The following is a 13,266-nucleotide window of genomic DNA, read 5'->3' as shown; positions in this document are numbered from 1 at the left end:
GGTTCAGCCTTCCTGTCTGGTGGCTTTTCGGCGCTTCAGCTGCCCTCTCGGGGGTACAAGGTATTCCGTACGCGCTTCCTCGGCCAGTAGCAAATCTTTCACGCCCGGCTGGTTTTGTTGGGTCAGCCGTACCCATTCAGCCATGGGTACCAAAACCGCTTGTTCCTGGCCGCGCCTGCTTACTGCTTGTGGACCATCACGCAGGCAGGTGTCCAGTAGTTCACTGAATCTGGCTTTTGCATCCTGTACGGGCCATGTTTGCATAAATTTACCCTTAATGACTAGTTATATAACTAGTTTAATTGGTGAGGTATTTTCAAGCAACAACCTGCCGACATAACCCCCATCCTGATTACGTAACTAGCCGTATTTTTGCCTCCCGCATCAGCCAGTGCTAGCGTGCTCGTTTGTTCAATACTTGCAGGCTTCAACCATGTACCGCATTTTGTTTGCCCTGGTATTGCTGCTGCCCCTTACTCCCGTTTCCTCGGAGGCCTTTGTGTTCAGAAAAATTGTGTACTGCTCGCCTATCGAGGGTTTTATTCATTGGCAGGGAAAGCCGCTGGCCAACGTAGTTGTAACGCGAGAACTCTACAGCGGTGGGTTCGAGGGTGGGAAATACAGCGACACATCTAAGACTGGCAGCGACGGACGGTTCAAGTTTGAAATTGTTCAGGAACGCAGGTTTTTGAGGCCCGATTTGTTGTCGGCGAATCCTAATATTTCGCAGCTCGTATGGCTTTTTCACGAGGGGCAGCGCTATGCAATTTGGTCATACACCAAGCACGACTTCGGTGAAAGAAGTGAAGCAAAAGACGGTGTAATAAAAATAAATTGCGATCTGTCTACCTATGAGCAATACGACCACGGTCGAATCGTCCGATGTCAACACAACGGGAATGTCTAATATGAATCAGCTAACACCCAATCAAATTTACTTGCTCTCTGAAGGCGCATACAAAGCCAAAGGTAGGGACTCAATTGCGCTTAAAGATCAGTTGGGGATTTCGATGCCGTTCATTGATCTCAATTCTCTTAAGTTAATCACCGCCACCTCTGGCCTCATCACTCCAGTTTCAAGCGGCTTTGGCTTCATGGCCCAACTCAACGGTGGTCGCTCCCGTGAAATTGTTATCGCCACCCGTGGAACTACTAATTCACGCGCAGACTACGGAACCGACATCAACGCAATCCCAACCCTCGGTCCCACAGGCCACGCCATTCACAAAGGCTTTGGCACCACCTTCAAAAGCTATGTGCAGCAGCTCAATGAATTCATCCGGCAACAAAACCTGGGTTTCAAACCCACCGCAGTGCACTGCATGGGCCACAGCCTGGGCGGCGCGCTAGCCAACCTCAATGCGGCGGCCTGCGCTGAACTGGGCCTGAATTCTTACCTGTACACGGTGGCCGCTCCCCGCGTGGGCATGGTGCCGTATGCCGAGCACCTCAGTAAAAAAATGAAAGCCGCCCATGTGTACCGCGTGGCCAACGAGGCAGATATTGTCACCATGGTGCCTTGCTACCCCTTTGTGCATTCTCCCTATGTGCACGGCACTTACCTGCTCGAGGGAGGCATGCTGAAAATCAACCCAATGCAGCACATGCTGGCCAACGGCTACGGCAGCATGGTCAATGCCAGCTGGAAGCAAATGCAAAGCCTCACCCAAGGCAAACAACAGCAGCTGGAAAACTCCCTGTACCCTGCCAACAACAAGGAAGCAGGGCAGTTTGAACAACTCGCCAAAATGCCCGGTGCCATGTTCAGTGGGCGCTTGCTTAAACTGATCAACAAAGCCATTCACGACATGCTTGCACGCCTGGGCGCACAAAGCCTTCTCAGTGTGGGCCATTACGGCACAGGCGCATTCACGGTGCTCGATCAAATGGCCGAAATACTCGCACGCTACGCCCAAGCCAGCCACAAACAGGCCAAAGAGGTAGCGGGCATGCTCAACGCTATCATGGCTTACCTGGGCCGCTCAACTTATGCATTGGCCGACGCCTCAGTGGCCACCATTCGCTGGGTGTTCAACCTGCTGCACCTGTCGGTCAACACCATGGCCAAACAGGCTATCCAAATGGTGAGTCATTAACGAAGCCTCACTCGCCAAAGCCTATGAAAGTCACGCACTTCAATCTGCTTTCAACACTTTCCGTTTCAATTCCGGGCTTGCCACATCATCAATATGCCGCATGGCCAATGTAGCCTGGTCGATTGCTTTGGCGCTTACGCCAAACTCTTCAAAGTACTGCTTCCATTGCCGTACAACAGTCCACACCTCGTTCATCAATGCGCAAGCCCTGTCGGGCTGAATTCGAAACCGAAGGCATTGGGTAAGTGCGTTGTCTAACGTTGAAAGTGTGCCCAGTTCGCCCACACCAATACTTTGGTAGCGGGTTTGTGAATTAGTTACTGTTGGCCTTGGCATTACGTCATAAAGTGGGCTCAGGCGCCAGCCTCTTGATTCGGGGCTGAAAATAAAACCATGGTTGCGCAGGTGATCATCGTCGTTGGTTACAAAAATATTGAACACCATTCTGCGAAACAGTTCTTCGCAGTCTTCAGCAATCGATTTGAACGCCACATACCTGTGAATAGCCTGTGCAATGTCAGCGTAACTTTTCTCGCCATTTTCCTGCTCTGTGCAGCCCAACAAAGTCAAGGCACTGTTAAAGCCGAGCCGGTATTCTTTTCTGGCGGTACCACTATCCACAGTTGCCCAGTAACGGTCAAACCGTTCAATCAGCATCACGGGTTGTTTGCCAATCTGGACAACTTTTGTTGTTGGCACCCGCATTCCACAATGCCGCGCCATGTACAGGGCAGCGGCTTCAATTTCGGGAATTAACGCAGAATCATTCATGCCCGGAAACTTGGCCAGCCATAATCCGCCATCCGCTTCTCGCACGCTGGCTTTGGGGCGCGCGCCACCCAAAGCAGTGCCTGCATCAAAAATTGGCATCAAAGCTGTGGGTATGGGTTCGCCCCGTTCAATGCGTTGTGCAGCATCGAGTAAATACTGAAGCTGGGTAACTGGCACAGGGTTTAACGCTTCGGCTGACTCCAAAGTTGGGCGCACATCCAGAGCGCCCACCCGGTCCGAACCGGCCTCCAACAAGTACCTTGATTCCGGCAAGCTATTGGCTGGCACCTTCAGTTTGGCCTCAATTACTCGTCGCCCCCAGGAATCAGGGGCTGCATCGCGAATGCCCCCGAACAACGGCAAATTTCCGGCAGGTAACTGTGTGCGGTCAAGCGCAGCGTTATCGTTGTTAAGGCCCAGGCTGACCGGGTCAATTTCAAGGCTGTTGCTCCGTTGCACATATCGGCGTCCATAGCCGAATTCACTGCCCAGCAACTGGGTTGCTGCTTCGGTCATCGTTAGTAGCCCGGCTGGTACAAAGCCCTCCGGGTTCAGGTGTGCAAATACCACCAGGTTTTCGGTGTTCGCCTTAGAAGTCATAGCGTTCGTCTTCGCTCAGGTTTTTCGGGCGCACGCGTTGTGTTTGCTCTGTCGCTTGCAGGCGGACAAGAGCCGGGTCGTTTTCCTGAAGCAAATCAAGCAAAGTACCCCCAGGTTTTATTGCTTGCAGGTAGCGAATTACCTGCCCCAGTGCAATACCGGGGTCGCCTTTCTCCAGGCGGTAAGCCGTGTTTCTGGACAAACCTGCCCGGGAGGCCGCCTCAAGCTGGGTAATTGAGCGTGCAAGCCGTAGCCTCGCCAGTTTTCGCCCAATTTCCTGAGTTTCCATGGCTTGTTCAGGTGTGACAACTTTGTTTTGCGGAATTTTCATGATCGTTAAATCGAACTTTATAATCTTAATGTATCATTAATCAATCAAATATGCAGTATGAAGGTAAAAAATCAAAATTATTCAACCCCCCCATCCTGATTACGTACCCAGCCTAGTTTTTGCCTCCCGCTTCACCCGGTGCTAGCGTGCTCGTTTGTTCAATACGCGCAGGCTTCAACCATGTACCGCATCTTGTTCGCCCTGGTCTTGCTGCTGCCCCTTACTCCCGCTCCTTCGGAGGCCTTTGTGTTCAGAAAAATTGTGTACTGCTCGCCCATCGAGGGTTTCATTCATTGGCAGGGAAAGCCGTTGGGCAATTTGAAGGTAACTCGCTTGTTGCGAAGTGGCGGGTTCGAGAATGGCGAATATCAAGACGAGGTTCAAACAGATTCAGAAGGTCATTTTAAATTTCAAGCCGTAGCTGAGCGCCGATTCTTAAGGCCTGACTTGTTGTCTGCCAATCCCCATGTTTCGCAAGTTCTTGAGGTTTATTTTGACGGTCAGCCTCACACCTTTTGGGCGTTTCAAAAGCAAAACTTTGAACTCGGGACTGAGGCCAAGGGTGGAGTTTTGAATATCGAGTGCGATCTGTCTAAGTACGAACAAAACTCTTACGGAAGAATCGTGCGCTGCAAACACAATGGAGTACAACAATATGAATGAGCTTAATCCTGGCCAAATCTTTCAACTTTCCAAGAATGCATACACCACGAAGAAAGGGGATTCTGTATTGCTTAGGAGAGAGTTGGATATCGAGTTGCCTTTCGTAAATATTGATAGTTTGCGAATCATCACCGCCACCTCCGGCCTCATCACCCCCGTCTCCAGCGGCTTTGGCTTCATGGCCCAACTCAACGGTGGTCGCTCCCGCGAAATTGTTATCGCCACCCGTGGCACTACTAATTCACGCGCAGACTACGGAACCGACATCAACGCAATCCCAACCCTCGGTCCCACAGGCCACGCCATTCACAAAGGTTTCAACACCACTTTTAAAAGCTATGTGCAGCAGCTCAACGAATTCATCAAACAACAAAATCTGGGTTTCAAACCCATCGCAGTGCACTGTATGGGCCACAGCCTGGGCGGCGCTCTGGCAAACCTCAATGCAGCAGCTTGCGCCGAACTGGGCCTGAATTCCTACCTGTACACGGTGGCCGCTCCTCGCGTGGGCATGGTGCCGTATGCCGAGCACCTGAGTAAGAAAATGAAAGCCGCCCATGTGTACCGCGTAGCCAATGAAGCCGATGTCGTCACTATGCTGCCCACTTATCCGTTTGTGCACTCGCCCTATGTGCACGGCACCTACTTGTTCGAAGGCGGCATGCTGAAAATCAACCCTATGCAGCACAAGCTTGCCATTGGCTATAGCAGTATGGTCAACGGCAGCTGGAAGCAAATGCAAAGCCTTACACAAGGCAAACAACAGCAGCTGGAAAACTCCCTGTACCCCGCCAACAACAAGGAAGCAGGGCAGTTTGAACAACTCGCCAAAATGCCTGGGGCCATGTTCAGTGGGCGTTTGCTTAAACTGATCAACAAAGCCATTCACGACATGCTTTCTCGCCTGGGCGCACAAAGCCTTCTCAGTGTGGGCCATTACGGCACAGGCGCATTCACGGTGCTCGATCAAATGGCCGAAATACTCGCACGCTACGCCCAGGCCAGCCACAAACAAGCCAAAGAGGTGGCCGGCATGCTCAACGCCATCATGGCTTACCTGGGGCGCTCAACCCATGTATTGGCCGATGCCTCAGTGGCCACCATTCGCTGGGTGTTCAACCTGCTGCACCTGTCGGTCAACACCATGGCCAAACAGGCCATTCAGCTAGTGGGGCGGTAAGTTTCGCAAGCTTATTGCTGCTTGTTTTCATTTGAAGAAATGAGGGTTAAAATATACGCATACAATAATGCGCATGAGGTTTCGATGACCGTGATCAAACGCAAGCTTCCCTCCCGGCCCGGGACATCGGGCAAGCGGGCGGCAAACTTAACCTTAAGCGCGGATGTTTTGGAGTCTGCCAAATCCTTGGGGATCAATATTTCTCAGGTTTGCGACAACTACCTTCGAGAAGTGGTTCGCAAAGAACAAGAGCGCCGATGGAAGCAAGATCATTCTGAATTTATTGCTGCATACAACTCAATCGTTGAGGAAGAGGGTTTGCCATTGGACCAATGGAGAAGTTTCTAGTGGCGCGTTTTGATGTGTACTCCAACCCCGGTAACCACAAGCTGACCACTCCGTATTTATTGGACGTTCAGGCAGATTTATTCGATAGCCTGGACAGTCGCATGGTTATTCCTTTGCGCAGCATGGATAACTTCCCCAACGTCAAGTTGCCCACAAGGCTTACCCCTGTGCTCACCATCATGGGGAAAGAGTATTTGCTTGAAGTGCCCAAAATGGGCGCAGTACCCAAACGCGTACTAAAAACACCTGTTGTGTCGTTGGTAGATGACCAGATCAAGATCATTTCAGCTCTCGACTTTTTGTTTCAGGGTTATTAGAAAGCCAATACGGTGGCGGTATTCAATTCTCCTGCCAACCAATTCTCCACTCGCCCGTTAGCAATCAATGGCCTCTAGCTGAATCCAAAAGGCTGTAACACGTGTAATAAAGGCGGGCGTATACTTGCAGTTAGGGTGCGTCGTCACAAACCTGCCATGAAGCAGGTGCAATAATTACGAAATATTACCTGTAGCAATTCGCCTCTAGGGCGCTTTTACTTATCCAATCAAATTGTGCTTGCCCGCCCGCAAGCACTGTTTCATGTGTGTGGAGCATCATGCAAACAGCAGCGGCGCTAAGCCTGAACTGGCCCTCGGCCATGGTAGGGCTGTTATGTAGCTTTCTTGTGGCCTTGTTTATTGTGTTAACTAAAAAGTGGCATGGCCGCCTTACACTCGATGCCCCCCAGGGCATCCAGAAATTTCACACCATTCCAACGCCCCGCATCGGCGGTATCGCGCTGGCCGTGGGTTTAATTGCGGCCTGGTCTTTCCTGCCGGTGGGCAGCAACCGCCAGCACCTGTTGGGCCTGCTGTTGCTGGGTGCTTTGCCGGCCTTTGCTTTTGGCTTGGCTGAAGACGTTACCAAGCGCGTTAGCGTGAAAGCCCGCCTGCTAGCCACTATTGCCAGCGGTTTAATCGCAGCCTTGCTGACTGGTTACTGGGTCAGTTTTGTGAATGTGCCGGGCATAGACCTGTTGCTGGCGATGGCCCCAATCGGCCTAATCTTCACTGCCTTTGCAGTGGGTGGCATTGCCAACAGCGTGAATATTGTGGATGGGTTTAACGGCTTGGCCGGTGGCGTGGTGGTGCTTATGCTGCTTACGCTGGCCACCATTGCCTGGCGGGTCGACGACTTTGTCATCATTCAACTGGCCCTGCTGGGCGTGTCGGTTACCTTCGGTTTTTTGTTCATCAATTACCCCAAGGGCCACTTGTTCTTGGGCGATGCTGGGGCCTACTTCCTTGGCTACTACGTGGCCATGCTGGCTGTAATGCTGGCCACGCGCAACCCCATCGACGTAAGCCCATGGGCCATGCTGTTGGTGTGTGGCTACCCGGTAATTGAAACGCTGTTTAGCATTTACCGCCGCACCACCCGCAAGCGCAGGCACAACCCCGGAACACCCGACGCCAGCCACCTGCACAGCCTGGTGTACCGCCGCGTGGTGAGCCGCAAGTTGTTGCCTTATGCGCCAGCCTGGCAGCGCAATGCCGCTACGTCGCCCCTTATGTGGATTTACGCCGCAGTGCCCATGCTGGGTGCTGTGTTCTGGCCTGAAAGTCTGGGCATGGTGTTGGTGTGGTTGGCTTTCAGCATTGTGGCCTATGTGCGGCTCTACCGCCGTATGCTGGTGCTGGGTATTTTCTTTCGCAGGCGCATTCATTAATTTGTAGTAGTCATTGTTACGTCCCCCGCATTTGCAGGGGACCAAAAATGCATCCGCGATGGTTGCTGCAAGGTAATATGCACAACACGTCAAATACATGACAAATTATTTAACAATCAGTCTTGTATTTGACGAGAGGGTGTAAAAATTAATAAAGCTGAAATGCTGCAAGTGCACAATTCGGGCTGATTCGAATACAATTGCATTCGCTTACTGAAAATTTATTGGCTTTTACGAACGCGTATTTTTGTTTTTTTGCCTCGATTCTGCGTGGCAAAACCAATCACAGAGCAGATATAAACATGCAAACCATCGAGGCCATCAAAATATTCTGGCCAGCATTATTTAGCGGGCTTGTGTGCTCCTTTCTGGCCAGTTTAATTATTGTTGCAACCAAACGCTGGCACGGTGCAATCAGTATGGACGGCACTTGTGGCGTTCAAAAATTCCACACTGCGCCAACCCCTCGAATTGGCGGTATTGCCTTATTGACTGGCTTTTTGGGTGTATGGTTTGCCTTGCCCCATGGGTTTAGCAAAGGCACTGCTTCTTTGCTTACACTCATTCTTATTGGCGCAATTCCAGCATTTGCCGCGGGCTTGCTCGAAGACTTTACTAAGCGGGTTTCAGTCAAAGCCCGCCTTTTGGCTACCATGTTGAGTGGTTTCTTGGCTGCGGTAATTACAGGTTATTGGGTCAGCAGCGTTGATGTGCCTGGTCTCGATTGGTTTCTGGCGCTAGCCCCGGTGGGTTTGTTGTTCACTGCTTTCGCGGTTGCCGGCATCGCCAACAGCGTCAACATTATCGATGGTTTTAATGGCTTGGCCAGTGGTGTGGTAGTGCTCATGCTGCTCACCTTGGGGTCTATTGCTTACAGCGTTGGTGACACTGCAGTGCTGAATTTGGCTTTGTTGGGTGCTGCCGTGGTGCTGGGTTTTATGGCCGTGAATTATCCCCGTGGTTATATATTCCTTGGCGATGCGGGTGCTTACACTTTGGGTTACTACGTGGCTGTGTTGGCTGTGGCGTTGGCAACTCGCAACCCTGACCAGGTAAGCCCATGGGCCATGTTGCTGGTGTGCGGTTACCCGTTTATTGAAACCTTGTTCAGTGTATACCGGCGCGCAAGCCGCAAACGCAAGCACAACCCCGGCAGCCCCGATGCAAGCCACCTTCACAGCCTCATCTACCGTCGTGTGGTCAGTCGCAAGCTGATGCCGGGCGCCCCGGCCTGGAAGCGCAATGCCTACACGTCACCCTTTTTGTGGGTGTATTCGTTTATTCCCATGTTGGGCGCCATATTCTGGCCTGAAAGCATTGGAATGGTAGTGGCGTGGCTGGTCATCAGCTTTGTGGTGTACCAGCGCATGTACCGGCGCATGCTGCGTTTAAGTATTTACTTCCGTCGACAGGCCAAAGCCCTGAATTAACGCAGGTTTCTGCTAATCTTTACTGCTCTACCAATCAGGTTATACACAATGTATTGTTTAACGCTAGGTCGCACTGGCCGTTTGCTGGGTATTCTTGCCGTCTCAGTTTTTGTTACCTCTGCTTGGGCCCAACAGGGGTTGGGGCTTGCAGGTTTTGTTAATTTGCCTCAAGAACAACAGCGCGCCATTCAGCTTCAGCAAGGCGGCGCAGCAAGTTTAAATGTCGGTAACCAGTCAACCGGCGCTCAACAACTTCCGGGTCAATCAACCCCAGCGTTGTCGAGTGCTAATCGGGAGGGTCAACCGGGTGGCGGTCAATCGTTGAACGATCAGTCCTCGCCGGCTCCCAAGCGCCCACTGAGCGGTTTTCAGCGTTTCGTGTTTGAAAACACCGGCAAGTTGCTGTACCCATTCGGCAGTAAAGCCTGAAAACCGAATTCGCTGTGGGCGGGGAAAACAATGCCCAGGTGTCGGCGGATTATGAAATCAGTGCGGGTGATGAAATTTTGGTGCGGGTGTGGGGTGGCATTGATGTGAACCACACAGCCACAGTCGATCGTGACGGTCAGCTCACCATTCCAACCGTGGGAACCTTTCCCGTGGCAGGTGTGCGCGCACGTAATCTGGACGAATTCCTGAAAGCTGAAATTGGCAAGTACTACAAAAACTTCAGCTTAAGCGCCACGCTGGGCAAGCTAAGCGGGGTTAATATTTACGTGGCTGGCCAGGCTCTTGCCCCAGGTTTGCACACCGTGAACAGCACCAGCACCTTGGCCTCGGTGGTGTTTTCTGTTGCTCAGCCAGGCGTTAACGGTAGTTTTCGAAATGTGCAACTAAAACGCGGTGGCGAAACTGTGGCCACGTTTGACCTTTACGATTTACTTCGCAAAGGTGAATTGAACGGAGACCGCAAGTTGCGCGCTGGCGATGTTGTGTTTATTGCGCAGGCTGGTGCACGCGTAGCCCTGAATGTAGAGGGCCCTGCGGCTGCAATTTTTGAATTGAAACCCGGTGAAAACCTGGCCGATGTGTTGGATATGTCGGGTGTAGACCGCACCTTGTTGCGGCAAGACACCGTGCTGATTGAGGGGTTTAACACTGACAACCCCAAAGCACCCAGAGCCGTCGAACAACTAAGTTATACCCGGGCCCTTAATCAAGCGACGCTTCAAGACGGCGATATTGTCACCGTATTCCAAACAAGGCGAGAATTCGCAAATGCAGTTACCTTGAAAGGGAATGTGGCAGCGCCAGCGCGCTACCCCTACTTTGAAGGTATGCGAATTGCCGACTTGATCCCCAACACCGATGCCTTGATTCAAGACAGCTACTTCAAAAAGAAGGGCACCTTGGTGCAATTCAATAAAGCCGATGCCCGCAAATCGGTTAGCGATCCCGATTTGCGTGGCCAGCTAAATCAAGACGATTCAAAGCTTTTTAACAAGGCAGATCAGGGTGAAGAGGGCGAGCAAAAAATTGAGGTGGTCGAGGAAACCATTACCTCTATGCTTGCGCAAATTAACTGGGAATACGCTGTAATCGAGCGCCTTGATCGGCAAGAACTTCAAACCAGGCTGATTCCCTTTAATTTGCGAAAAGCCATGGCTGGCGACCCCGCTCAAAACATGCAACTTCAAGCGGGCGATGTGGTAACCATTTTCAGTGCCAACGATGCACAAATTCCACGCTCTCGCCAAACGGCATTGATCAAGGTAACCGGGGAAGTAAAAGCGCCTGGTTACTATCAAATTGCGCCCGGCGAAACCCTGCGTGATGTGATTGTGAAAGCAGGTGGCCTTGCCGAAGACGCTTACCTGTTTGGCACCAAACTGAACCGGCGCGCCATTGCTGCTGAGCAGGAACAACAAAAGCAAAAGGCTTTGGAGCAGGCCGAGCGCATGTTGGTGTCGGCACAGGCGAGCAACGCTGCATCGGCCATTTCGGCCGCTGATGCCGCAAACGCCCAAAAGCAGGCTCAAGTGCAGGGCGCCTACCTGGAGCGCTTGCGTAAAATGAAGCCGGAAGGCCGGGTGGTGTTGGATGTTAAACCCGATGCACAGTCTATTGCCGAACTTCCCCCCATTGAATTGGTGGATGGTGACGTCGTGGCTGTGCCATCCCTGCCCGGGCAGGTGGCGGTATTGGGGTCGGTGTATAGCCAAGGCGTATATGCTTTCAAGCCAGGCAACACGGTATTCGACTATTTGGGCATGGCCGGTGGTGCTGCGAAAGGCGCTGATGATGACTCCATATTCGTCATTCGAGCCAATGGCACCGTAGACAGTGCGCAACAAGGCTGGGTGCCCTTCGTCAGCGGCTTGTATGGCAAGCGTGCCCTGCCGGGCGACGCCATTTATGTGCCTGAAGACTTTGAGCGCGTATCGCTCACAAAAACCTTGATCGATATTTCCCAAATTTTTTATCAGGTTGGCCTTGGCGCGGCTGCTGTTAATGCCATTCAAGACTAACGGTAAGCAGGTATGAATTCACACATGGAACCCAGGCAAACTGAGCAATTTGACGACGATGAAATAAGCTTGGTCGAACTTGCCACCACCCTGGGCGAAGAAAAAAAACTGGTATTCGGTTTGCCTTTTGTAGTGGGCGTTGCTGCCATTGTGGTTAGTTTGTTTTTAACCCCGATATTTACAGCAAAAACCACTCTGCTACCTCCACAAAACAGTGGTGGCGGCGGGGCAGCGGCTGCCTTGGCCAGCCTGGGTGGTTTGGCAGGGCTGGCAGGCATTAGTACCGGGGGTACTACGGCAGACACTGTAATTGCCATGCTGCAAAGCCGCAGCGCGAAAGATCAAATTATTGATCAGTTCAATTTGGTGGAGTACTACGAAGCCGAGCTTCGCGAAGATGTTTACCGCACCTTAGACAATGTGGTTCGCGTAACTAGCGACAAAAAATCGAACTTGATTACCGTTGAAGTGGATGACAAAGACCCTGAGTTGGCCGCCAAAATGGCCAATGCCTATTACGAGGTACTGAAAAGCTTGATGACTCGTGTGGCCGTTACCGAAGCCCAGCAACGTCGCCAGTTTTTTGAAGATCAATTTGCCAAAGCCAAAGAAGAACTTTCCAACGCCGAGGTAAAACTGAAAGAAACCCAAGAGCGCACGGGTTTGGTGGAATTGAAAAGCCAGGCAGAGGCCACTATTGAGGCAGTGGCGCGCCTGCGTGCTGAAATTGCGCAGCGTGAGGTGCAGCTTAGTGCCATGCGCACTTTTGCCACCCCTGAGAATTCCGATTACCGCCGGGTGGTAGCTGAGTTGAATGGCCTGCGTGCTGAGCTTAAAAAGTTGGACAAAGGTGGTACTGGTGGTGAATTGGGTTTGGTGTCGGCGGGTAATTTGCCCGAACAAGGGTTGGAATATGTTCGCGCCCTGCGCGAGGTGAAGTACCAGGAAGCGGTGTTTGAAATTATGGCCAAGCAGTTCGAGCTGGCCAAAGTCGATGAAGCCAAAGACGGTGGCAATGTGCAGCAGCTGGATGTGGCTACGGTTCCCGAGCGCAAAAGCAAGCCCAAGCGCGCTTTGATTGTGGTGCTAAGTGTATTGGCTGCGGGTTTCCTTGCCGTGTTACTGGCATTCGTGCGCGCTGCCATGCGCAAGGCCGCCGCCGATGAAAACAGCCAGCAGGGTTTCCAGGCGCTGAAGAAAGCCTGGAGTTTTAAACGATAAAGGTGTGCCCCACCAAAACAGGGTGTAGGGTTGTTTTTAGTTCAAAAACAAGCCTTTAAAGGTAGCGCAATTGTGAAATCTGATGTATTTTCTAAAGACGCGCGTTTATAGAATCCTTAATTAGGGAGAATTGTTATGAAGAAATTTTTGGCCATGATTTCCATGGTGGCGTTTAGTGGTTTAGCCATTGCACAGTCTGCTACTGGTGAGGCTGCTTCCGGTGGCCAGGCTGGTGGTGCGGGTGGCGGCGCTGGTGCAGGTTCTGGCGCAAGCGCCGGTGCGGGCGCAGCCGGTGCAGGTGCTGCTGCTGGTGGCTTGGGTGTGGCCGGTGCAGTGGGTATTGCTGTTGGCCTGGCTACCGTTGTTGCCGTTACAAACGACGACAATAACGCCCCAGTGTCTGTTTCTCAGTCAAACTAAGCCACAGCACACAAAAACGCCTCCTGATGG

At 52.0% G+C, this 13,266-nt stretch carries 15 protein-coding genes; 12 read left to right on the top strand and 3 right to left on the bottom strand.

What is annotated here, in order from left to right:
• Positions 1-3: 3 nt before the first annotated feature.
• A complete protein-coding gene (locus BSZ31_RS02885; RefSeq protein ID WP_105027470.1) occupies positions 4-264 on the bottom strand; it encodes a type II toxin-antitoxin system Phd/YefM family antitoxin in 261 nt (86 codons plus the stop codon).
• A gap of 169 nt (positions 265-433) precedes the next feature.
• Between BSZ31_RS02885 and BSZ31_RS02880 the strand changes: the two genes are divergently transcribed.
• Positions 434-907, top strand: a complete 474-nt coding sequence (locus BSZ31_RS02880) for a DUF6795 domain-containing protein (RefSeq protein WP_105027469.1) — start codon at positions 434-436, stop codon at positions 905-907.
• A gap of 1 nt (position 908) precedes the next feature.
• Complete coding sequence (locus BSZ31_RS02875; RefSeq protein ID WP_206018531.1) at positions 909-2,096, top strand: lipase; 1,188 nt, start codon at positions 909-911, stop codon at positions 2,094-2,096.
• Between the two features lie 39 nt (positions 2,097-2,135).
• On the opposite strand, the gene BSZ31_RS02870 is transcribed toward BSZ31_RS02875, so the two are convergent.
• On the bottom strand, positions 2,136-3,467 hold the full coding sequence (locus BSZ31_RS02870; protein WP_105027468.1) for a type II toxin-antitoxin system HipA family toxin: 1,332 nt from the start codon (positions 3,465-3,467) through the stop codon (positions 2,136-2,138).
• Positions 3,457-3,798 (bottom strand): helix-turn-helix domain-containing protein, encoded by a 342-nt coding sequence (locus tag BSZ31_RS02865; protein WP_105027467.1) that lies wholly within the window; start codon positions 3,796-3,798, stop codon positions 3,457-3,459. Before BSZ31_RS02865 ends, BSZ31_RS02870 begins: the two co-directional genes overlap by 11 nt.
• A gap of 180 nt (positions 3,799-3,978) precedes the next feature.
• On the opposite strand from BSZ31_RS02865, the gene BSZ31_RS02860 reads away from it, so the two are divergent.
• The 10 genes from BSZ31_RS02860 (at position 3,979) to BSZ31_RS17000 (ending at position 13,236) form a co-directional block, all read left to right on the top strand.
• Positions 3,979-4,461, top strand: coding sequence for a DUF6795 domain-containing protein (locus tag BSZ31_RS02860; protein WP_105027466.1), 483 nt, complete (start codon positions 3,979-3,981; stop codon positions 4,459-4,461).
• Complete coding sequence (locus BSZ31_RS02855; protein WP_206018530.1) at positions 4,454-5,641, top strand: lipase; 1,188 nt, start codon at positions 4,454-4,456, stop codon at positions 5,639-5,641. The genes BSZ31_RS02860 and BSZ31_RS02855 overlap by 8 nt, the downstream gene beginning before the upstream one ends.
• Positions 5,642-5,725: 84 nt before the next feature.
• On the top strand, positions 5,726-5,989 hold the full coding sequence (locus BSZ31_RS02850) for a type II toxin-antitoxin system CcdA family antitoxin (RefSeq protein WP_168426823.1): 264 nt from the start codon (positions 5,726-5,728) through the stop codon (positions 5,987-5,989).
• On the top strand, positions 5,974-6,306 hold the full coding sequence (locus BSZ31_RS02845; protein ID WP_105027464.1) for a CcdB family protein: 333 nt from the start codon (positions 5,974-5,976) through the stop codon (positions 6,304-6,306). The genes BSZ31_RS02850 and BSZ31_RS02845 overlap by 16 nt, the downstream gene beginning before the upstream one ends.
• 278 nt (positions 6,307-6,584) lie before the next feature.
• Positions 6,585-7,697, top strand: coding sequence for a glycosyltransferase (locus tag BSZ31_RS02840; protein ID WP_105027463.1), 1,113 nt, complete (start codon positions 6,585-6,587; stop codon positions 7,695-7,697).
• Positions 7,698-7,999: 302 nt separating this feature from the next.
• Positions 8,000-9,127: a glycosyltransferase gene (locus BSZ31_RS02835; RefSeq protein ID WP_105029710.1), complete on the top strand. Its 1,128-nt coding sequence runs from the start codon at positions 8,000-8,002 to the stop codon at positions 9,125-9,127.
• 48 nt (positions 9,128-9,175) lie between these two features.
• On the top strand, positions 9,176-9,556 hold the full coding sequence (locus BSZ31_RS02830; RefSeq protein WP_146106564.1) for a hypothetical protein: 381 nt from the start codon (positions 9,176-9,178) through the stop codon (positions 9,554-9,556).
• Positions 9,557-9,570: 14 nt separating this feature from the next.
• On the top strand, positions 9,571-11,595 hold the full coding sequence (locus BSZ31_RS02825) for an SLBB domain-containing protein (protein ID WP_105027461.1): 2,025 nt from the start codon (positions 9,571-9,573) through the stop codon (positions 11,593-11,595).
• 12 nt (positions 11,596-11,607) lie between these two features.
• Positions 11,608-12,816 (top strand): GumC family protein, encoded by a 1,209-nt coding sequence (locus BSZ31_RS02820; protein WP_105027460.1) that lies wholly within the window; start codon positions 11,608-11,610, stop codon positions 12,814-12,816.
• Positions 12,817-12,951: 135 nt separating this feature from the next.
• The gene (locus BSZ31_RS17000) at positions 12,952-13,236 is read left to right on the top strand and encodes a hypothetical protein (protein ID WP_206018529.1); all 285 of its coding nucleotides are present in this window, start codon (positions 12,952-12,954) and stop codon (positions 13,234-13,236) included.
• Positions 13,237-13,266 lie beyond the last annotated feature (30 nt).

Source organism: Limnobacter sp. SAORIC-690 (assembly GCF_002954425.1).
GTDB lineage: Bacteria > Pseudomonadota > Gammaproteobacteria > Burkholderiales > Burkholderiaceae_B > Limnobacter > Limnobacter profundi.
Note: the sequence above shows the minus strand (reverse complement) of the source record. Positions and strands in the feature narration are given on the sequence as shown.